Origin of the sequence: Haladaptatus sp. W1, from assembly GCF_001723155.1 — an archaeon.
In the GTDB taxonomy this organism is placed as follows: domain Archaea; phylum Halobacteriota; class Halobacteria; order Halobacteriales; family Haladaptataceae; genus Haladaptatus; species Haladaptatus paucihalophilus.
On the sequence record NZ_MEIH01000387.1, the window covers coordinates 23,778 to 44,160 of the forward strand.

Consider the following 20,383-nt stretch of genomic DNA (forward strand, 5'->3'; position numbering starts at 1 on the left):
TCGTTCACGAGAAGTCGCCGAGTCCCGTCTGTGTATCCTCTTCGGCGGCGACTTCCGCGACGATTTCGGGGGAATCGTTTTCCGGGCTGTTCACTTTCGTCGAAACCGGATAGGCTCGCATTTCGCTCGCGGGGAACGGGTCGAGCACGGCCCGTCGTTCGTCCGCGTCGCCCGTGAGCCACGTCGTCTCCTCGTCGGGGTCGAGGATGACGGGCATCCGGTGGTGAATCTCGCCGACGACGTCGTTGGGTTCGGTGGTGACCACGGTGAACGAGATTTTCCGCTCCCCGTTTTGCCACGGCTCCCACAGGCCAGCCATGGCGAACGGCTCGCCATCCGTTCTGGTCATCCGGTAGGGCTGTTTGCCCGTCGGGGTCTTCTTCCAGTCGTAGAAGCCGTCCGCGAGGACGAGACACCGGCGGTCGCGGTAGGCGTCCCGAAAGCTCGGCTTGTCGGCCAGCGTCTCGGCGCGGGCGTTGATGTGCCCACCGCCGAACTCGTCGGCCCAGTGGGGGACGAGTCCCCACGTCGGGAAGCGAATCTCCTCGGGCGCGTCGTTGCGAACGACCGGATGTTCCTGACCGGGCGCGACGTTGTACCGCGGACGAAGCGGACGGACCGGTTCGGCGTCGAACCGGTCGGTGAGTTCGTCCTGCGGTGCGAAGAGCGAGAGGCGGCCACACATACTCGATACTCCGCGACGAAGGGGAATAAACGCGAGGGCGAACGGGTTCGACGGGTCGAAATCGGAGGTATCGACTGGGAAGTCGGTGGTACCGACTGGGAAAATCGGAGGTACCAGCGGATCGCGACCTGTTTACGACGGCTGTTCGTGCGGGGCGAGTTCGTCTTCCGTGCGCCCGCTGCTGTTGATGATGTTGAACGCCGTCATCAGGTCGGTGCGGGAGATGATGCCCGTGACGTTCCCGTCGGCATCGATGACCGGGAGACGGCCGATGTTGTGTTGTTGAATCGTTTCGAGCGCGTCCATCGCGTCGCCGTCGGCGGGAATCGTCTTGACGTCGGTGGACATCACTTCCCGGACGGTGTAGGCGTCGCGTTCAACCTGCCTGACGCTCCGGGCGTCGTCCAGCGTTATCATGCCGACGAGTTCGCCGTCGTCGATTACGGGATAGCCGGTGTGGCGCTGTCGGAACATGGTTTCGAGGAGGTCGGCGATGGACATGTCCGACGAGACGGTGTGTAAGTCCTCGGCACCGGTCATCACGTCCCGGACGCGGACGTTTCGGAAGGTCGCCGAGAGGACCGACTGTTGGGCCTCGCTGCTCGCGCCGATGTAGATGAAGAAGGCGATACCGATGAGCAACAAGTTGCCGCCGAGGAGGCCGAACAGCCCCAGGAGGATGGCGAACACTTTACCGACCTCGGCGGCGGTCTGGGTGGCTTGCGCGAACGGGCGCGTCCGGGCGAGGAGCGCTCGGAGGACGCGCCCCCCGTCCATCGGGAAGCCGGGGAGGAGGTTGAACGCGGCGAGGACGAGGTTCATCAGGGCGAGGTAGCCGAAGACGAACCGAACGGCCTGCAGGTTCGTCGGGACGACGAAGAGCACGGCGAACGAGAGAATGCCGAGGACGATACTGACGACGGGACCCGCGACGGCGATGAGGAGTTCCTCGGACCACTCCTCCGGCTGGTCGGTGAGGCGAGCGATACCGCCGAATATCCACAGCGTGATGGAGTCGATGGGGAAGCCGAAGTGCATCGAAACGACGGAGTGACCGAGTTCGTGGAGGACGACACCGACGAACAATCCGATGGCAGCGGCGGCACCGAGATAGAGCGGCATCATCCCCGACGAGAGGGGACCGGCGTCTAACCCGAGACCCCAGAGGTCGTTCATTATCTGGACCCATTGTTCGACCTGCGTTCCGATGAGCCACGCAAACACGGGCAGAATGAACAGGAAAGTGAGGTCGAGTTTTATCGGGATGCCGAGCACGCTCCCGATTTTGAAGCTTCGCATGGTTAGCTGTAGCATCGGAGTCGCCTTAAACCCCGTCGCGGTGAGCGGCGTCCCGAAGTATTCAAGGGGGCGCTCTGGGGAGAAAATAGCGTGAGCGGTCCCGAATATTTCAGACGGACGGCGGTGACGCGCCTGGCGGTGGAGGCCGAGGACCACGAGCGGCTGCTGTCCATGGTACGCGAGTGGAAACGCGGGTGCCAAATCGCGGTCAACGCCGCGTGGGGGGTCTGTCACACCCGAAACGAGGTGCAAAAGCTGGCGTACGAGAAATTGCGCGAGCGTACCAGCCTCGGGAGCCAGCACGCCGTTCTCGCCACGCACCGCGCCGCCGAAGCGATAAAGCGTGCCCTCGAACGGGACGACGATGCGGCAAAACCGGAGTTCACCAGTCCGACCGTGGTCTACGACAGTCGCACGCTAACGCTGTTCGACCATCGGAACATCAGCCTGACGACGACCGGCGACCGGGTTCGCTGTCGTCTCGTGTTTCCCGACCACGGCTACCAATCGCGGTATCTGGACGACGACCGCTGGGAGCCAGCGAAGAGCACGCTGCACTACCGTGACGGCGAGTTTCACTTCCATCTCGGATTTCGACGCCCGCGCCCGGACGTGGACCTTCCGACCGAAGACGCCACCGTCCTCGGCGTCTCGCTCGGCGTCCAAAACCTCGCCGTGACGAGCACGGCCCGCTTTTTCTCCGGCGCGGAACTCACCCACCGACACGCCGAGTTCGCCGACCTCCGCAAGGACCTCCGCGAGACGAACACCCGGAGCGCACGACGAACGCTGCGGCAAGCCGGGGAACGAATCGAGAATTTCACCCGCAATATCCTCCACGAAGTCGCCGGTGGAATCGTCTCGGAAGCGGAGCGACACGGCTGTTCCGTCATCGCGTTCGGCGAACTCGAAGGCGTACAGGAGATGCTCACGGAAGCGACCCCGTTCCACGGGCAAGCGTTCAAGCGATTGTTCGCGTTCGTCGCGTATCGGGCGGCCGAGCGGGATATCACGGTGGTACAGGTGAACCCCGAGTACACGAGCCAGCGCTGTACGTCGTGTGGGTTCACGCATCCGCAGAATCGGGACGTGGAGAACAACCGGTTCGAATGTCTGAAATGCGGCAGCGAGGCCAACGACGATTACAACGCGGCAAAGAACGTCGGGTTCCGCTGTATCCGGCGCGGACCGCTATCGTCGCGGGGGTCGGTGCGAAATACTGCGCGCTCGGTTCCGGGCGGGTGACGCCGGACGGGGAGTTCGTCCCGAACGAAGAACTCGAAGCGGTGGGAAAACCTTAGCACGTCGCCTTCGAATGGGGACGTATGTCCGAACCAATCGTACGAAACGCGGACGACATCGAATACGAGGCCGTCGGAGCGGCCGACGGCATGGCGAAAGGGGTTCTCATCGGCGAAGAACAGGACGCGCCGAACTTCGCCATCCGTCGATTCACGCTCGACCGCGGCGCGACGGTGCCCGAACACACGAACGAAGTCGAACACGAGCAGTTCGTGCTCGAAGGCGAGTACGTCGTCGGCATCGGCGACGAGGAGTACGAAGTCAGCGCTGGCGATTCACTGTTGATTCCGGCGGGAACGGTTCACTGGTATCGAAACGAGAGCGACGAACCGGGAGCGTTCATCTGTGCGGTGCCGAACGGAGACGACGAGATTCAGCTCGTCTAACGACACTCGGAGAGCGAGACAACGGAGTCGATGGACGAGGAAACCCACGCCGCGTCTTCGCGGGTATCGGTGATTCGAACGAGCGGTCGGTCTCGGTCGGACCCGTCCTCGATTTCGAGGATAACGTTGTCGTCGAAGCGCCGTGGAAGGTCTTCTTCTTGCGTGCCTTTCATTATGCCACCATGAGCGCTACCGTGCGCTGTCCACCGCTAGCGGTCGAACCGGCTTTGTTATGTGCCGGTTGCGGAGCGGTAGTGGCGGAATAACGACCGCTCGAAGGATTTAGGCCCATATTTCCGTTTTTCAACGTCGGCTTTCCACGGATGGTGACATCACCCACCACGGTCGAAAAGCGGCGATTCGCCGCCGTCTCGTTCGAATCGCTGAAATAGCTCCGGTGTGTAGCACGTCCCGTGTCGAAGCAGGCCCAGCAGGTGGAGACGCTCTTCTGCCACGAAACGGACAGGGGCTATCAGGTGGCCGCCCAGCGGGGCGGTGAGCGGCAGTTCCGTGCCATCCTCGAACTGAAGGAGACGGACGCCGGACCGCGACCCGGACGGTTTCTGCTGAAGGACGGGTCGAGCGAGAAACCGCGCAGTCCCGACGAGTTCGTCGAACTCGCACGGAACGCGAAGCGGATTCGAATCTCGCAGCAGACCTCGCCCGAAGCGCGCGAAGAGCTGAAGGAGATGCTCGACGGCTACCAACTCGACGCGAAAACGGTTCGGACGTGTCGGTTGTGCGCCAACAAGGGACGGTATTCGCCCATCAACGGCGATACGGCCATCGATACGGGCGACGAGTACATCTGTCCCGACTGTGCGACGCGGGAACTGGAGCGCGAACTCTCGTTCAGGGGCAACCTGACGAGCGCCGCCCAGGACCGACTCGAAGACCTCCTGCTGGAAGTTCAGGACTTGAAGCGAATCACGAACCTGCTCAAGGGGCGACTCGACCCCGACCTGACGAAGTTTGACGAAATCAGCGCGAACGTCAAGGACGTCGAGATGGAACAAGTGGATTCCCTGAGCCTGCACCCCGGAATCCAGAATCTGCTTGAATCGCGGTTCGATACCCTGCTCCCCGTCCAGAGCCTCGCGGTGCAAAACGGTCTCCTCAACGGCGACGACCAACTCGTCGTCAGCGCGACGGCGACCGGGAAGACGCTCGTCGGCGAGATGACGGGGCTGGACCGCATGCTGAACGGGAAGGGAAAGATGCTCTTTCTCGTTCCCCTCGTGGCGCTGGCGAACCAGAAGCACGAGGATTTCGAAGAAGAGTACGGCGACCTCGCGAACGTCACCATTCGCGTCGGTGCGAGTCGGGTCCGCGACGACGGCAATCACTTCGACCCGAACGCGGACATCATCGTCGGGACCTACGAGGGTATCGACCACGCGCTCAGGACAGGGCGCGATTTGGGCGATATCGGAACGGTCGTCATCGACGAGGTGCACACCCTGCAAGAACAGGAGCGCGGCCACCGCCTCGACGGCCTCATCTCGCGGCTGAAATACTACTGCGAGGAGCGGGCCAAACAGCGGAACGAGTACGGCGGCGCACAGTGGGTGTATCTCTCCGCGACCGTCGGGAATCCGAAGGATTTGGCGCAGTCGCTGGAGGCGAATCTCGTGGAGTTCGAGGAACGCCCGGTTGCGCTGGAACGCCACGTCACGTTCGCCGAGGGGCACGAAAAGCCCGTGACGGAGAACAAACTCGTCAAACGCGAGTTCGACCGCGAGTCCTCGAAGGGGTATCGCGGCCAGACCATCATCTTCACCAACTCGCGGCGGCGCTGTCACGAAATTTCCAGAAAACTGGAGTACAACTCCGCGCCGTACCACGCCGGGTTGGACTACGGACGGCGAAAGAAGGTCGAACGCATGTTCGCCGAGCAGGACCTCGCGGCGGTCGTGACGACCGCCGCACTCGCCGCCGGAGTTGACTTCCCGGCCTCGCAGGTCATCTTCGACTCGCTGGCGATGGGCATCGAGTGGCTGACCGTACAGGAGTTCCACCAGATGCTCGGTCGCGCGGGTCGGCCCGACTACCACGACCGCGGGAAGGTGTACGTCCTCGTCGAACCCGACGGCAGCTATCACAACAGCATGGAGATGTCGGAGGACGAGGTGGCGTTCAAACTCCTCAAAGGCGAGATGGAGGACGTTCGAACCCTCTACGACGAGAGCGCCGCCATCGAGGAGACGCTGGCGAACATCACGGTCGGCGGCAAGGCCGCGAAGCGCCTGAACGACCGGATGATAGGCGACGTGCCGACGAAACACGCGCTCGGCAAACTGCTCGAATACGAGTTCATCCACGGCTTCTCGCCGACGCACCTCGGGCGCGTCGTCACGAGTCACTTCCTCTCGCCGGACGAGGCGTTCCGGATTCTGGACGGTATCCAGAAAGACAAGGACCCGTTCGAAATCGTCGCGGACCTCGAACTGTTCGGCGAGGACGAGTGACACGGGTACCGACCAAACGAAACGTTTTACACGGGGAGTGCGCTACTGAAGTGTACGGGATCGTGGGGTAGCTTGGTATCCTTTCGGCCTTGGGTGCCGATAACCTCGGTTCAAATCCGAGCGATCCCATTTTCGAGTATCAATCCACGAGCGGCGCGTAGCGACGCGAGCGAACACGATATTCGAAAATGATTCTCCGAGGATTTGCATCAGACGAGACGCAAGCGCCTCGATGCGAACGGCGAAGACGTGAGCACCGCGAGCGACGCGTCAGCGGCATACAGCGCGTGCAAACAAAAATCGAAGGAGAGAACTTACGCCGCTTCGCCGCCTTCTGCGGTTCCGTCATCCGACGAACTGTCGTCGGTATCTCCCTTCATCATCGACTTCACTTTCTTTCTCAGCACGACGTAGCCGCCGACGGCACCGATGCCGAACGCAACGGCACCGGCTTTGCCGAAGCGCCGGTAGCCGACCTTCGCGGCCTTTTTGCCGACCGTGAGTGGTCCGAGTGGTCCGAACATGCCTGTGGGTATTGCGTTCACGGGGATGTCTGGGATGTGGTTGCAGGTGCAAGTCGTTTATTCTACCGTGTGGGTGGAAATCGAAAGCAGCGGGGAATCGCGTTCGGTGGCGCGAGGGTCTGGGCGCTTTGCGAAAGTTCTTACCTGATCGGGAACCAATGACCCATGAATGGCTCGCGCGGAAAACACGGAACTGATAGACAGGTTCGAGCAGTTCTATCGGAACTATTACCGAAACGAAATCGGGGAGCTCGCCCAAAGCTACCCGAACGAAAAGCGGTCGCTGTACATCAACTGGAACGACCTGTATCAGTACGACGCGGACATCGCGGACGATTATCTCGCGCAACCACAGCAGTTACAGGAGTACGCTGAGGAGGCGCTCCGCCTATACGACCTCCCCGTGGACGTGAGCCTTGGGCAGGCTCACGTCCGTCTACAGAACCTGCCGGAGCACACGGATATCCGCGCGATCCGTGCCCGGCACGTCAACACGATGGTGAGCGTGCAGGGGATCATCCGCAAGGCGACCGGCGTGCGACCGAAGATTCAGGAGGCGGCGTTCGAATGTCAGCGCTGTGGAACCTTGACCTACATTCCGCAGTCGGGCGGGGATTTTCAGGAACCCCATGAGTGTCAGGGCTGTGAGCGACAGGGACCGTTCCGCATCAATTTCGACCAGTCGGAGTTCATCGACTCACAGAAACTCCGCGTACAGGAGAGTCCCGAGGGACTCCGCGGCGGCGAGACGCCACAGAGTATCGACGTGCACATCGAGGACGACATCACCGGCCACGTCTCGCCCGGCGACCACGTGACCGTGACGGGCGTCCTCCACCTCGAACAGCAAGGGAGCGGCCAGGAGAAATCCGCCGTCTTCGACGTGTACATGGAGGGCGTGTCCGTGGAAATCGAGGACGAGGAGTTCGAGGACATGGACATCACGGACGAGGATAAAGAGCAAATTATCGAACTCTCGAACGAGGGGAACATCTACGAACAGATGGTCGATTCCATCGCCCCGGCCATCTACGGCTACGACCAGGAGAAACTGGCGATGATTCTGCAGTTGTTCTCCGGCGTGACGAAACATCTCCCGGACGGGTCGCGGATTCGCGGCGACCTGCACATGCTCCTGATCGGGGATCCGGGTACGGGTAAGTCCCAGATGTTATCATATATACAACATATTGCGCCGCGGTCCGTCTACACCTCCGGGAAAGGGTCCTCCTCCGCAGGGCTGACGGCTGCGGCGGTGCGCGACGACTTCGGCGACGGGCAGCAGTGGACGCTCGAAGCGGGTGCGTTGGTGCTCGCGGACAAGGGTATCGCGGCGGTGGACGAACTGGACAAGATGAGTCCGGAGGACCGGTCCGCCATGCACGAGGGGCTGGAACAGCAGAAAATCAGCGTGAGCAAAGCGGGGATCAACGCGACGTTAAAGTCCCGCTGTTCGCTGCTCGGCGCGGCGAACCCGAAGTACGGGCGATTCGACCAGTACGAGTCCATCGGCGAGCAGATCAACCTCGAACCCGCGCTCATCTCCCGATTCGACCTCATTTTCACCGTGACGGACAAACCGGACCCGGATCACGACTCGCAACTGGCAGAACACATCCTCCAGACCAACTTCGCGGGCGAGTTGAACACGCAGCGGACGGAAATCAACGCGCCGAACATCACGGAAGAACAAGTCAACAGCCAAACGGAGGAGGTGGCACCGGCGATAGACGCCGAACTCCTCCGGAAGTACATCGCCTACGCGAAATCGAACGTCTATCCGACGATGACCGAGGAAGCCCGCGAGGCGATTCGTGATTTCTACGTCGATTTGCGCTCGAAGGGGACGGACGAGGACGCCCCGATTCCGGTCACGGCCCGGAAGCTGGAGGCGCTCGTTCGTCTCGCCGAAGCGAGCGCTCGCGTTCGACTGTCGGATACGGTCGAACGGAAGGATGCGGACCGCGTTATCGAAATCGTTCGGTCGTGTCTACAGGACATCGGCGTGGACCCGGAGACCGGACAGTTCGACGCCGACGTGGTGGAAACGGGGACCTCGAAGTCCCAACGAGACCGCATCAAGAACATCAAACAACTCATCGCAGACATCGAGGAGGAGTACGACGACGGTGCGCCCGTAGAAGTCGTCCTCGACCGAGCGGACGAGATCGGCACGGACCCCTCGAAAGCCGAACACGAAATCGACAAGCTGAAACAGAAAGGCGAGGTGTACGAGCCGTCGACAAACCATCTTCGAACCACCTGAGATGGACCGAATTTCCGCACTCAGAAACATCGAGGACGCCCTCTCGGACTTCGAGTCGGGAGCGGACGAGCTACGAGAGACACAGCGTCGAGTGTTGACGGTGTTACAGACGTACGCCACCGAGTTCGAAACCGAGCGTGACTTGTTCGCCTATCGAGCATATGGAGATGAGCGGGCGGAAGGTATCGTCGTCGTCGCGGAGTCGGCGGAGGCCGCGCGTGGACGGGTCATCGAATTGCTCGGCGATGAAGCGGTAGAATTTCACGTCAAAAACGTCAGTAAATAACAGAATTCTGGAGATGGAAAACTAGATAAACATGCCCGGAATAGAGTAGAAATATAACGACAGCGTGCGTAGGTGTATCAAATGCGACAGACCCGACAAAACCTCCGGGATTTATCAAGCCCATAATAATGCAGGTGGCTGAATGATACACGAGGGATGGTACGGGATGGACGACACAGCGAGCACGTGCGACACCGCCGAGGGACGACCGAGATGAGCGGTCCTTCGGCGGCTCTCGACGGCGAATCTAGCGTTCTCGTTCTCTCGCCTTCTATGAGTTCGGAAACCGACGAGGCGTGCGTCGGTATGTTGACGGATTCACCACCAACGGAGGAAAACGTACTATGGGTGACGTTTACGCGCTCGCCGGACGCGTGTATTCAAGATTGGCTCGCACATGCGAACGGTCGGCCAGCGAACTTGCGGTTCATCAGTGTCGGTGAGACGGTTCGGTCGGTGGCGACATCGGCACCGATGCAGGAGACATCGACGGATGCCGTCGTCGATACGCTCTCGAATCCCGGCGATTTGACGGGGCTCGGAATCAAAATCAGCGAAGTGTTACAACAGTGGCACGGAAACGGCAACCGAACCGTCGCGTGTTTCCACTCGTTGACCGCGCTACTCCAATACTCGGACGTCCAGACCGTCTACAAGTTTCTGCACGTCCTCACCGGACGCTTTACCACCGCCGACGTGACCGCACACTTCCATCTCGACCCCGAAGCACACGACTCACAAACTATCAACACCCTCAAAACGCTGTTCGACGCTGTTGCCGAGTTCGACGGGAACGAGTGGAACGTGAAAACGCGGTAATTAATTTTAAAATACATCGGTTTCGAACGAACGTCTATGCTGTTGATAATCACCTACTCCAGCGGTGCCCGACAGACGCTTCGGAACATCTGCACGACACACGAGGAGTGTGTCGTTCGACGGTTCGGACGGGCCGCCTTGCTGCAGCAGACGGAACTGGGTGCGTTTCTCGCGCTTCGTCTCTACGAGAAACACGGAGCAGACGTGCAACTCGAACGCACCGAACCACTGAACGAGTTCCGTGACGTACCGGATGCGGTTCGGGAGGCCGCAAAAGCGTACGAGAACCGTGAACGGCCGAGCACGCCCTACGACAAGTTCGCCGTGGGGACGGACCACCCGGCACTGGATTCGATGCGAAACGCGGATTTATGAAGGTAAAAAAGCAAGAAAATATGTTTCGGGGGCGCGCAATCGACCTGCGTGAGGAGTCAGTTGCGGCGGCAGATATCGTCGCAGCGATTCGGTCGGACGCCGAATCGAGCGCGCTCGATATCGAGTGTGCCGACCCGCACCCGGTTCACGAGTACGTGGGATATATCGAGTCGGGGATGTCCGTTCGTGTCCGCTCGGCAGTGGCCGCCGCCGCGCGGTCGCTCGGGATGGACGCACCGCAGGACGAGGAACTAGCGAAACTAGAGGAATCGTTGCGGTCGCTCGACGTGGAAGCGGTTTCGGTTCGTTCGGAGCGGCGGCGCGTGGCCGAGGTGAGCGGGTCGGAAACGGAACTTCGGGAGAAAGTCGCGGCACTCCGTGGCAGGGTGCAGGCAATCCGGGACTCGGGAGGGAACGTAGAAGATGCCGAGTCGAAACTACGGAGCGCAACGCGGGAGTTGGCCGAGAGGGAGACGGAACGAATCGCCGCGGAGCAAGCGTTGGAAGCAGCGCGAAAACGCCAACGGTCGGCGAGGAATGACCGAGAGCGACGGTTACGACTGCGTGACCGGAAGGAGAACCTCGAACGAACCGCGCGCGACTATTTAGCTCGACAGGTGCACGCGAGGTTCGTCGCGGCGGTCGAAGCGGTGCCGGGTCGCGGACGAGTCCCGGAACCGGGGACGTTCGAAGGCGATTCGACAACCGTGGCGCTCGCAATCGCTCGTTTGGCGCGGGTTCGAGCACCGGTCGTGCTGGCGTGTGAGCGATTCGAGACGCCGGGTGCCGCCGTCGATTGCTTGAACGCACCCGTGCTACAGGTTTAAGACGGAAGACGAGCCCAACCCGGGGCATGGTGACACTGCACTGGACGACGGACGAACGGACGGGGGCGGTCGAGACCGTCACGTTGGTCGCGCTGGTGGTCGAAAATTCTGCGGCGATGCCCGTCAGGATTCGGGTCGGGAACCGACTCGACGGCGAACTCCGAGCACCGCGGCGGCACGGACTCGCGGAAGCGGGGTGGGACGAAGGGGGATTCGAGGGCGTCGTCAGCGCGGGTGAACGACGCTCGCTCGGCTATGCGGTTGCGGCCGACGAAACCCATTCGCCGCCCGCCGAAATCGTCTGGACCGAACGAGCACCGGAGACGGAAGAATCGTCGATCGGCGGTGCGACTCGGCACGATTCTCCCGCCGGATTCGACATCGAACCGACGACCGCGGGTGTCGTTCGAGCGTTGGGAGAGGCCCGGCCACCGGTGGACGCGGTTCCGACACCCGACCGGGTGGAGATACCCGATGCGGTGAAATCGTGGCTGTCGGCCGTCGAGACGCGAATAGAGCGGTACGAGACAGGGGACAAAAAGACGAGAGGCGGAGAGATGGGAGAGATGAGAGAGATGGGAGAGATGAGAGAGATGGGAGAAGGGGGAGGAAAAAAGATGGGAGAAAGAGAGTGCGAAGAGATGGGTAGCGGTAGGCCGGAAAAACGGACGGTCGCCGAGCAAGCGGAAGAACAGGAGTTGCGACGGAGAATCGCGGCGGACGAACGGACGCTCGAAGCGGTTGCAAACCGGGTGCAACGAGTACGAGAGCGGGTCGAATCGACGGGGAAATCGAACGCGGTCGGGAGAACGAGATGATCGTGGCCGTTACGGGTGGGAAAGGTGGCGTCGGAAAATCGACCGTTGCGCTCAATCTCGGGGGGAACTCGGCGGCGTCGTCGTGGACGCGGACCTCGCAATGGCGGACCTGCCGAGGTCGCACGGACCCGATTTACACGACGTACTCGCCGGACGAGCGGAAGCGCTCGAAGCCGTTTCGAGCGTCGGAGACGTGCTGGTGCTGCCGTGCGGCCGCACGTTGGCCGGTGCGCGGGCGTGTGACGTGACCGAGTTCGTCGATGCGATAGAGCGGGTTGCGTCGGAGTACGACTACGTGGTCATCGACTGCCCGGCGGGGATGGCGGCCGATGCGGGATTGCCACTGGTTGCGGCAGACAGCTACGTCCTCGTGACGATTCCGCGGCCGTTCGCGCTTGCGGACGCGGTGCGGACGAAGGCGCTCGCGCGGCAACTCGATGCGGGATTGTGTCGAGTGGTACTGAATCGGGTCCGCGAGGACCCGCCGGTCGAAACCGTGGAGCGGACCCTCGGGGCACCGGTGACGACGCTACCGGAATCGACAACGATTGCGGACGCACAGCGGAACGGGTGTCCAGTCGCGACGCTGGCACCGGAGAGCGAGGCGGGAGAACAGTTTTCGGAACTCGGGCGGGCGGTTTACTCCTGCAGGTCGTGATACGTCGAGCGGAGTGTCACAGGGGTGACGTCGGCGACTTCGGCGGCGGCGCGTTGGGTGACGCGTTCGTCGCAGTCGCGGGCCGCCGCGTAGAGACACGCGGCGGCAACGCCGCTGGGGTTGCGGCCGCTGACGAGATTTTTCTCCTCCGCCCGTTCGACGAACCGTTTGGCACGTCGTTCGGTCGTCATCGAGAGGTTGAGTCGGCTGGCGAACCGGGGAAGGTACTCGCGCGGGTCGATGGGACCGATGGGAAGGCCGAGTTCGCGGTTCACTGCGTCGTAGGCGGCTGTCAGTTCGGTGCGTTCAGCACGAGCGCGTTCGACGATTTCGTCGAGCGTTCGGGAGACGGCCGACGCCCGGCAAGTGGCGTACACCGCCGCCGCGGCGAATCCTTCTATCGACCGTCCGCGAAGGAGGTCCTCCGACTGTGCGGATTCGAACAGCACGCACGCCCGGTCGCGGACGTTTTCGGGCAGTTGAAGCGCGCCGACGAGACGGCGAATCTCGGTGAAGCCGTACACGCGATTTCGTTCCGCCTTGGACGAGAGTCTGGCGCGGTTGTGTTGGCGGCGCATCCGCATCACGCGGCGTCGTTTCCGGCCCGTGAGTCGAACGGTGCTGTTCTTGTAGCCGATTTCGGTCGTCAACCCGCGGTCGTGGCGCGAACGCGTCAGTGGTGCACCAGTTCGCTTACGGTTGGTGTCGTCGTCGCTGAACGACCGCCACTCCGGGCCGCGGTCCAAGCCATCTTCCGCGACGACCAACCCGCACTCGGTACAGACTGCTTCGGTGCCGCGTGTGCGGACACGACCGCGGCATTCGGGACACGTTTCGGTTGAGGTTTGTATCGCACTCATCACAATTGAAACTTCGTCCGAGATGGTATTTAAACGAGCGCCGAAATCGGAAAACAAGCCGGTGTTACGAATGACGAGCGTACCGGTAACCGGTACGTTATAGCCGTCGTCCAATTACCAACTTTGATACCTGTCTAGAAGATTAAAGACAGTGGAAAGAGAAGTTGAATACATGGCGCTGTCGGATATCGCGGCCGGATTGGAGGTGACGGCCGAACAGCAAGAGTACGGTGTCGCAACCGTGGACGACACCGGACGGGACCTCCGCGAACGGCTCGCACCGTTCGGCGACGCGTTACCCTGCGAAACGGACGCCGCGGTAACGATAGTCGAGACGCACGCGTCCGGGACTTCGGTCGGCGAAAGCGCCCGCTGTGCAGGCGTCGCACCGATGACGGCCGCGAAGACGCTCCACCTGCTGGGTGTGCGCGGTATCTCGCCGCTTTCGTCCATCGGTCACGAACTTATCGAGGACTGGCTCTCCGCGAACTGCTCGCGGTCCGAAGCGCTCGCGCTGTCCGGCGCGAACGAAACCGAGTTCGCGCTGGCGACGTTCATCGAAACGCACGAGCCGCTGGACGGTGCGACCGAAGTGCTCGAAAGCGCGTTGGCGATGAACGGGGACGCTGCCGTCGAAAAGCGAGACGCGCTGGCGGAGACGATGAGCGACGTGGGCGACCTATTGTAGCGAATTTCGAAACGCAGGGAAAATCAGCTTCGAAGCGACTCCGGCAGATAGTCGTCGGGAAGGTACTCCTCCGGGTCGATATCCAAGAACCGCTCCTCCGGAAACTCGACGTCGAGCGAAACGTCGAACACCGTTTCGACGGCAGTCTCGTCGCTCGTCGGAATCGGTACCGTGTCCTCCAGCGGATGCTCACCGTCCGCGCGATTGGCGAGAACGGTGTCCGCGTCCGTTCCGAGGTCGGCGAGGCGGCCGCGCATTCCCTGTACGGCGTCGGCTCCGAGACGGGAGACCGGTGCGACCAACGTCACCGTGTCCGCGGCGTGGACGGCAGCGACGGCCTGATTCGCGGCGACGGGCGGCGTGTCGATGAGAACGTGGTCGAACTCGTCCGCGGTTCGTTCCACGAGCCGCTCGAAGACTTCTGCGGCAGTTGCGGTTTTCGCCCGTGCGAGGCGCTCGAAGGGAGCGTACGCGGGACAAAGCGAAAGCCGTCCGGGGGTTGCGACCGGATGTTCGAGGAGCGCGTCAGCGAGATCGTCCTCGTCGGTGAGCAGTGCGGTGATGTCGGTGTCGATGCGGCCCGGAACGTGGCGCGCCAACCCCTGTGTAGCGAAAGCGGCGTCCAGAATCGCCACGTCGCGCCCGACGTGAGAGAGCACGGCGGCGGTTTCGAGACAGAGGCGCGTCGTTCCGGCCCCGCCGGTCGCACCGACGAGTGCAGCAGTTCGTTTCACGTGTTCGAATATAAATAGATTCGTTCTGGTATAAAAATATACAGTTATCGACCGTCGCGGATGTCGTCCGCAATCGCGTCCAGTTCCTCGTCCGAGAGGTCGGGACGGTCCCCCGCGATGGCGTGAATCGGATGGCCGCCGTCGCCGTCGAAACGGGGGATGATGTGGCCGTGAACGTGCGGGACTTCCTGTCCGGCAGCCTCGCCGTTGTTGAACGCGACGTTGCTCGCGTCGGCATCCACCGCGGTTTCGACGGCGGGCGTGAGGTCGTGCAGGACCGAGAACAGGTCCGCCGCGGCGTCGTCCGGGAGGTCGTCCAGCGTTTCGTGGTGGTCCTTCGAGATGACGAGCGTGTGACCCGGCGCGAGCGGGTTCACGTCGAGGAAGGCGAGGACGCTTTCGTCCTCGTAGACCGTTTTGCTCGGGATGTCTCCGGCGACGATTTGACAGAAGATGCAGTCGTTCGGCATGTCAGTGTAATCGTGCGACTCCCAGATGAAAGTTGAGGGTTCCGCGGTAGTTCGGGGAGGGGACTTTCGAAATCAATCGCGCAGTTGGAGCAGTTGCCGTCGCCGCGATTCGATGTCGAAATTCGGGTCGAGGTTCGGGTCGGCGGCCAATCGGTCGAGAACGAGCAGGGGGTCGACTCCGGCCGCTTCGACGCGGTCGAACAGCGCATCGACGTGTTGCCGATAGAGCGCGAGCGACGAGAGGAGCACGGTGGCGAGAACCATCCCGGCGGCGGCGGCCGGTTCGTCCGGGAGGTCGTCGCTTATCATGGCGAAGTTCGACGGTTCGACGTCCGGATTCTCCACCGGTTCGAAGGCGAGACACCGCGTGCAGAGGAGAATCGACGACGGTCGGTCCGGGACGTCCGCACGGAGTTCGGACGGAACGGCGAACGTCCGTCGTTCGCCGCCGCATTCGGGACATTTCATACGGAAGTAGAGCGGCGCAAGCCTCAAAAAGATGGTATAGTTTCGTCAGCAGCGGGCGGGAACTCAGGTCGATGGCGGCGTTTCCGTGCGGTCGTCCGTCTCGTCGGTGACGTTGATGGGAATCCCTTCCTGGTCGCTCTCACCGAACCCGGCGCTGAGGATTCGGGTCAAAGCGTCTTCGACGCTCTCGTCGGTTTCGGTTATGTCGTCCGATTCGACTTCGATGACGAATCCGGTGGTGATGTTCGGCGCGGTCGGCAAAAAGAGAAGTTCGCGGCCGTCCTCGGCCTGCTTGCCGGTTTTGAAGGCGGTCATCCGAAGCCCGTTCCACGTCTCGATTTTGACGGGTTTCTGGAGTTGATTGGTGTCGGAGAGGGCGGTTTCCGCGGCCATCTTCGACGCGTTGTACACGATTCGAAGGCCGGGCACTCGATTCATGGTCCCGTCGATGGCGTTCTCGACGACGCTGCCGAGCGTCGTCCGCATGAGATATCCGATGCTGAAGACAAGCGCGGTGAATACCGCGAGGACGATACCGACGCGGATGAGGGCGGGGGGGATTTTGATCAGTCCGCCGAAGAGGACGTATTTCGGCAGGTCCTCCAAGAACGGCAGCCCGGCGATTTTGAGGAACAACCACGCGATGATGTACGCAGTAACCAACAGGGGGGCTAAAACGATGAGGCCGCTTCCGGCATCGCGTTTCCACGAAGACATTTAGGTGTAGCGTCTGGTTGCAGGAATATAAACTAGTTGCAATATTTTGCTACCTACCGAGGACGGCGCGGGCCGCGAAGAGGAGATTCTCCTTGCGCTCCATCACGCGACGATAGAAGTACGACATCCACTTGTCGCCGTAGGGGACGTACTGCCAGACTTCGTACTCCTCCGCCAGTTCCTCCTGTGCGTCCTCGCGGACGCCCATCAGCATCTGGATTTCGAAGTCGGTTCCGTACTCGTCGTGGAGTTCCGTCGCGTACTCTATCATCGCCGGGTCGTGGCTGCCGACCGCGATACCGTCGTCGAACTCCTGAAACATAAATTCGAGATACTCCCGGTAGGCCGCGTTGACGCGCTCTTTTTCCTTGTACGCGATTTCCGGGGGTTCGTCGTAGGCACCTTTGACCAGTCTGACCTTGCCAGGGAGGTCGGCGAGTCGTTCGAGGTCGTCCTTCGTGCGCTTGAGGTTCGCTTGGACGCAGACGCCGACGCCGCCGTCGTGTTCGAGGGTGAGTTGTTCGAACAGGTCGAGGGTCGCGTCGGTCGTCGTGTGGTCCTCCATGTCGATCCAGACGAAGGTGTCGTCGGCCGTGTCCGCGATTCGCTCCATGTTATCGCGGTAGACGTGCGTACCGACGTCCAAGCCGACCTGCGAGGGTTTGACCGAGACGCACGCCGAGAGGTCGGTGCGCTCGATGTCTTCGAGCAACCGAAGGTACACCTCGGCGTCCTCGTCTGCCGGTCCTCGCTCGTGATAATGCTCGCCGAGAAGGTTGAGGATGACGTTGACGTTGCGTTGGTTCAAATCCCGCGTGTACTCGAGCGCTTCCGCCGGGGTTTCACCCGCGACGAACCGACTGGCAATCGGTGGTATCATGCATCTTCTTTCACACTCCCGCGTCTTATCATTGTATATTGCACCCGTGACAGTCATCGGCATATATTCCGGCCCAGACCGCTGGGTCTTAAGACCCGGAGGGTATCTATCCCCATATGAATCTTCTCGGTGCGGACGTGTTCGAAACCGTGGCCGTCGCGGTGTGGGCGATGTTGCCCGCGTACGTCCCGAACAATTTCGCGGTGCTCGCGGGGGCGGCACGCCGATAGACGGCGGACGGACGTGGAACGGCAAGCGCATTCTCGGTGATGGGAAGACGTGGCGCGGGACGGCGGCCGGAATTCTGGCCGGAGCGATACTGGCCCTGCTACTGAACGCGATTCGTCCGACGGCGGCGGGCGCGTTGGGCGTCGCGCTTCCCGACCCGTTTCCCGCCATCGTGGTTTTCACCCTGCCGGCGGGTGCGATGCTCGGCGACATGACCGCCTCGTTCCTGAAGCGGCGCACCGGCCGGGAGCGCGGCGCGGCGTTTCCCGGCATCGACCAACTCGATTTCGTCGTGATGTCGCTCCTGCTCACCCTGCTCGCCGCTCCGGGGTGGACGGTCGAGACGTTCGAACTGCCGGTCGTCGTCGTCGTACTCGTGGTGACGCCCCTCCTGCACATCGTGACGAACGTCATCGCGTACGTCCTCGGACTCAAGAACGAACCGTGGTAGAACGCCGCGGTACCGGCGACAAAGAACTACTTTTAACCCGCCTCGCCACCCCGACTCGCACATGGCGAATCAGGAACTCATCGAGGCCTTGCGCGCGGCGGATGCCGTCCAGTACGGCGAATTCGAACTCTCCCACGGCGGGACGAGCGACTACTACGTGGACAAATACCTCTTCGAGACGGACCCGCACTGTCTGTCGCTCATCGCGGAAGCGTTCGCGGAGCGACTGGACGGGACGAAGCTAGCGGGCGTGGCCCTCGGTGCGGTTCCCCTCGTCGCGGTGACGAGCGTCGAGACCGAGACGCCCTACGTCATCGCGCGGAAGCAACAGAAGGAGTACGGGACGGCGAACCTCATCGAGGGGCGACTCGACGACGGCGAGGAGGTCATCGTCCTCGAAGACATCGTGACGACCGGACAGAGCGCGGTCGATGCGGTGGAAGCCCTCCGCGACGCGGGTGCGGACGTGAACAAAATCCTCGTCGTCGTGGACCGGGAGGAGGGCGGCCGCGAGAATCTGGCCGACGCCGACGTCGAGATGGAGGCGCTGCTTTCGGCCTCCGACCTCCTCGCCGAGAACGACGCCGACGAGTGATGGCTCGGGGCGGACGGTCCGCCGCGTTCGGGATGCCATTTGAACTGCTTTCGTGTTGTGCCAGCCGGTTTTTTACGGTTATCGCCGATGAAATACCATGTCGCTCCGAAGCCACGCAAGCATCTCGCTCATCGTCTCTGGTATCGTTTCGTTTCTCATCGGCGTCGCCCCCGGAAGTTCGACGCTCTGGGGGGCGGGCCTCGTGGGCGCGGGGTTAGCCATCGGGGTGCTTCGAATTCTGCTGTAAAAGGACGCGACCGGGACGTTACGTCGTTCGGAAGGCGCGGTCGCCAGCGTCGCCCAGACCGGGGACGATGAAGCCGTCGTCGTTCAGGTGGTCGTCGATGCTGACCGTCAGCAGGTCGGCCTCGGGGAACTGGTCGTGGACGTGAAGCAGGCCGTCGGGTGCGCTGACGGCCGAGAGGACGAAGAAGTTCTCAGGGTTCGGTTGCTCGTTGAGCACCTCGTCGAGGACGGCGCACATGGTACTACCCGTAGCGAGCATCGGGTCGGCGACGATGACGGTATCCTCCTCCGTGATTTCGGGGAGCTTGACGTAATCGATGGTGATGGGGAACTCGCCGTCGTCGTTCATTCCGGCTTCCTCGTCGCGTCCGGCGCTGATGACGCCCTGTTTGGCGCGGGGGAACGCCTTCAGCAGGCCCTCCACGAACGGCGTCGCGGCGCGGAGCACGTTGATGATAACCACGTCGTCCAACCCTTTGACGCGCTCGCCCGTCGTCTCGGTCAGCGGCGTATCGATGGAGACGTACTCGGTGTCCATCGCGCCGTCGATGATTTCGTAACCACAGATGCGGCCGAGTTTTACGAGTCCCTTGCGGAAACCGACTTGTTCGGTCTCCTCGTCCCGAATCTTCGAGAGGGTGTCCTTCGCCATCGCGTGCGTGATGAGGTGGGCGTCACCTCGTTTTTCGATAGTCATATGCGATTCGTGCGCGGGAAGGGGCTATAAGCTAACGATACGAGCGAAGCCGCGGGACGCGGTGACAGGCCTCGCTGGGGCACCGAAACGCGACTATTCGCCGACTATCAACAGTTCGCCCTCGTCCTCGGGGAACGGGTTGTCGAACGTGTCCCAGTCCTCGTCCATCTCCGCGTCGGTCAGCACGCAGTCGTCGAGTGCGGCGGTGATGGCCGCCTCATCCACGTCGCTTCCGATGAAGACGAGTTGGGTCCGGCGGTCGCCCCACTCCTCGTCCCAGTAGGTCGCAGAGCGGTTGCTCCGGTAGAGGTCCTGGTCGATTTCGGGAAGGCTGGCGATCCACGGCCCCGCGACTTCCACGCGGGCGGCGGCCCCGGCCTGTCCGTACTCCAGTTTCACATCGTCCCGTCCGGCGACCCAGAACGTTCCCTTGGCGCGGACGATGCCGTTCGGGAGCGACTCGAAGAAGTCGTGAAACCGAGCGGGGTGAAGCGGTCGGGGGCTTCGGTACGAGACCGACGAGATACCGTAGGCCTCCTGCGGATGACGGTGGTTGGAATGGTCGTGAGCGTCGTGGGCGTGAGTCTCGTGTTCGTCGTGTTCGTCGTGACCGTGCGCTTCGTCGTGGTCGGCGTG

At 62.1% G+C, this 20,383-nt stretch carries 23 protein-coding genes, 1 tRNA gene and 3 pseudogenes; 15 read left to right on the forward strand and 12 right to left on the reverse strand.

Going from position 1 to position 20,383, the window contains the following annotated elements:
- Positions 1-4 precede the first annotated feature (4 nt).
- Both BG842_RS24235 and BG842_RS24240 read right to left on the reverse strand, forming a co-directional pair.
- On the reverse strand, positions 5-685 hold the full coding sequence (locus tag BG842_RS24235; protein ID WP_069452815.1) for an SOS response-associated peptidase: 681 nt from the start codon (positions 683-685) through the stop codon (positions 5-7).
- Positions 686-817: 132 nt separating this feature from the next.
- Positions 818-1,984, reverse strand: a complete 1,167-nt coding sequence (locus tag BG842_RS24240) for a CBS domain-containing protein (protein WP_069452816.1) — start codon at positions 1,982-1,984, stop codon at positions 818-820.
- Positions 1,985-2,074: 90 nt separating this feature from the next.
- On the opposite strand from BG842_RS24240, the pseudogene BG842_RS24245 reads away from it, so the two are divergent.
- Together BG842_RS24245 and BG842_RS24250 are read left to right on the forward strand one after the other, a co-directional pair.
- A pseudogene (locus BG842_RS24245) lies at positions 2,075-3,285 on the forward strand (RNA-guided endonuclease InsQ/TnpB family protein).
- A gap of 24 nt (positions 3,286-3,309) precedes the next feature.
- Entirely contained in the window at positions 3,310-3,672 is a 363-nt protein-coding gene (locus tag BG842_RS24250; protein WP_069452817.1) for a cupin domain-containing protein, read from the forward strand.
- On the opposite strand, the gene BG842_RS30350 is transcribed toward BG842_RS24250, so the two are convergent.
- Positions 3,669-3,845: a hypothetical protein gene (locus tag BG842_RS30350; protein ID WP_007976037.1), complete on the reverse strand. Its 177-nt coding sequence runs from the start codon at positions 3,843-3,845 to the stop codon at positions 3,669-3,671. The genes BG842_RS24250 and BG842_RS30350 overlap by 4 nt on opposite strands.
- Before the next feature lie 240 nt (positions 3,846-4,085).
- On the opposite strand from BG842_RS30350, the gene BG842_RS24255 reads away from it, so the two are divergent.
- Complete coding sequence (locus tag BG842_RS24255) at positions 4,086-6,140, forward strand: DEAD/DEAH box helicase (protein WP_069452818.1); 2,055 nt, start codon at positions 4,086-4,088, stop codon at positions 6,138-6,140.
- A 56-nt stretch (positions 6,141-6,196) separates the two neighbouring features.
- Positions 6,197-6,269 (forward strand) — tRNA-Pro (locus BG842_RS24260).
- Between the two features lie 185 nt (positions 6,270-6,454).
- Here BG842_RS24260 and BG842_RS24265 read toward each other — a convergent pair.
- The gene (locus BG842_RS24265; protein WP_069452819.1) at positions 6,455-6,664 is read right to left on the reverse strand and encodes a hypothetical protein; all 210 of its coding nucleotides are present in this window, start codon (positions 6,662-6,664) and stop codon (positions 6,455-6,457) included.
- A gap of 169 nt (positions 6,665-6,833) precedes the next feature.
- Here BG842_RS24265 and BG842_RS24270 point away from each other — a divergent pair, with 169 nt between their 5' ends.
- The 7 genes and pseudogenes from BG842_RS24270 (at position 6,834) to BG842_RS24300 (ending at position 12,713) form a co-directional block, all read left to right on the forward strand.
- Positions 6,834-8,930 (forward strand): minichromosome maintenance protein MCM, encoded by a 2,097-nt coding sequence (locus BG842_RS24270; RefSeq protein ID WP_007976031.1) that lies wholly within the window; start codon positions 6,834-6,836, stop codon positions 8,928-8,930.
- 1 nt (position 8,931) lies between these two features.
- Entirely contained in the window at positions 8,932-9,216 is a 285-nt protein-coding gene (locus tag BG842_RS24275; RefSeq protein WP_069452820.1) for a hypothetical protein, read from the forward strand.
- Positions 9,217-9,429: 213 nt separating this feature from the next.
- On the forward strand, positions 9,430-10,035 hold the full coding sequence (locus BG842_RS24280; protein WP_069452833.1) for a hypothetical protein: 606 nt from the start codon (positions 9,430-9,432) through the stop codon (positions 10,033-10,035).
- A gap of 36 nt (positions 10,036-10,071) precedes the next feature.
- Positions 10,072-10,410: a hypothetical protein gene (locus BG842_RS24285; protein WP_069452821.1), complete on the forward strand. Its 339-nt coding sequence runs from the start codon at positions 10,072-10,074 to the stop codon at positions 10,408-10,410.
- A 20-nt stretch (positions 10,411-10,430) separates the two neighbouring features.
- Entirely contained in the window at positions 10,431-11,237 is an 807-nt protein-coding gene (locus BG842_RS24290) for a hypothetical protein (protein ID WP_254663457.1), read from the forward strand.
- A 26-nt stretch (positions 11,238-11,263) separates the two neighbouring features.
- Complete coding sequence (locus tag BG842_RS24295) at positions 11,264-12,055, forward strand: hypothetical protein (RefSeq protein WP_069452823.1); 792 nt, start codon at positions 11,264-11,266, stop codon at positions 12,053-12,055.
- Positions 12,052-12,713: pseudogene (locus BG842_RS24300) on the forward strand (MinD/ParA family protein). The gene BG842_RS24295 and the pseudogene BG842_RS24300 overlap by 4 nt, the downstream one beginning before the upstream one ends.
- Here BG842_RS24300 and BG842_RS24305 read toward each other — a convergent pair.
- Entirely contained in the window at positions 12,695-13,564 is an 870-nt protein-coding gene (locus BG842_RS24305; protein WP_394327501.1) for a transcription initiation factor IIB family protein, read from the reverse strand. The pseudogene BG842_RS24300 and the gene BG842_RS24305 overlap by 19 nt on opposite strands.
- 181 nt (positions 13,565-13,745) lie before the next feature.
- Here BG842_RS24305 and BG842_RS24310 point away from each other — a divergent pair, with 181 nt between their 5' ends.
- Positions 13,746-14,261, forward strand: coding sequence for a hypothetical protein (locus tag BG842_RS24310; RefSeq protein WP_069452825.1), 516 nt, complete (start codon positions 13,746-13,748; stop codon positions 14,259-14,261).
- 23 nt (positions 14,262-14,284) lie between these two features.
- Here the strand turns inward: BG842_RS24310 and BG842_RS24315 are convergent, their stop codons facing one another.
- The 5 genes from BG842_RS24315 to BG842_RS24335 all read right to left on the reverse strand — a co-directional run bounded on the left by BG842_RS24315 (position 14,285) and on the right by BG842_RS24335 (position 17,530).
- Complete coding sequence (locus tag BG842_RS24315) at positions 14,285-14,995, reverse strand: ParA family protein (protein ID WP_069452826.1); 711 nt, start codon at positions 14,993-14,995, stop codon at positions 14,285-14,287.
- Between the two features lie 44 nt (positions 14,996-15,039).
- Positions 15,040-15,465: an HIT family protein gene (locus BG842_RS24320; RefSeq protein WP_069452827.1), complete on the reverse strand. Its 426-nt coding sequence runs from the start codon at positions 15,463-15,465 to the stop codon at positions 15,040-15,042.
- Between the two features lie 72 nt (positions 15,466-15,537).
- Positions 15,538-15,933 carry a DUF6276 family protein gene (locus BG842_RS24325; RefSeq protein ID WP_069452828.1) on the reverse strand — a complete coding sequence of 132 codons (396 nt, stop codon included), beginning with the start codon at positions 15,931-15,933 and terminating at the stop codon, positions 15,538-15,540.
- Positions 15,934-15,996: 63 nt separating this feature from the next.
- On the reverse strand, positions 15,997-16,650 hold the full coding sequence (locus BG842_RS24330) for a DUF502 domain-containing protein (protein ID WP_069452829.1): 654 nt from the start codon (positions 16,648-16,650) through the stop codon (positions 15,997-15,999).
- A gap of 49 nt (positions 16,651-16,699) precedes the next feature.
- Positions 16,700-17,530 (reverse strand): proline dehydrogenase family protein, encoded by an 831-nt coding sequence (locus BG842_RS24335; protein WP_069452830.1) that lies wholly within the window; start codon positions 17,528-17,530, stop codon positions 16,700-16,702.
- 116 nt (positions 17,531-17,646) lie between these two features.
- Between BG842_RS24335 and BG842_RS24340 the strand changes: the two are divergent.
- The 3 genes and pseudogenes from BG842_RS24340 to BG842_RS30355 all read left to right on the forward strand — a co-directional run bounded on the left by BG842_RS24340 (position 17,647) and on the right by BG842_RS30355 (position 19,051).
- A pseudogene (locus BG842_RS24340) lies at positions 17,647-18,209 on the forward strand (CDP-2,3-bis-(O-geranylgeranyl)-sn-glycerol synthase).
- Positions 18,210-18,270: 61 nt separating this feature from the next.
- Positions 18,271-18,804 (forward strand): orotate phosphoribosyltransferase, encoded by a 534-nt coding sequence (gene pyrE / locus BG842_RS24345; protein WP_069452831.1) that lies wholly within the window; start codon positions 18,271-18,273, stop codon positions 18,802-18,804.
- A 97-nt stretch (positions 18,805-18,901) separates the two neighbouring features.
- Complete coding sequence (locus BG842_RS30355) at positions 18,902-19,051, forward strand: hypothetical protein (RefSeq protein WP_175424275.1); 150 nt, start codon at positions 18,902-18,904, stop codon at positions 19,049-19,051.
- Between the two features lie 18 nt (positions 19,052-19,069).
- Here the strand turns inward: BG842_RS30355 and upp are convergent, their stop codons facing one another.
- Both upp and BG842_RS24355 read right to left on the reverse strand, forming a co-directional pair.
- The gene (gene upp, locus BG842_RS24350) at positions 19,070-19,747 is read right to left on the reverse strand and encodes a uracil phosphoribosyltransferase (RefSeq protein ID WP_007976002.1); all 678 of its coding nucleotides are present in this window, start codon (positions 19,745-19,747) and stop codon (positions 19,070-19,072) included.
- Positions 19,748-19,840: 93 nt separating this feature from the next.
- Positions 19,841-20,383: GTP-binding protein (locus BG842_RS24355; RefSeq protein WP_175424276.1), on the reverse strand; the 543-nt coding region annotated here is incomplete at its 5' end.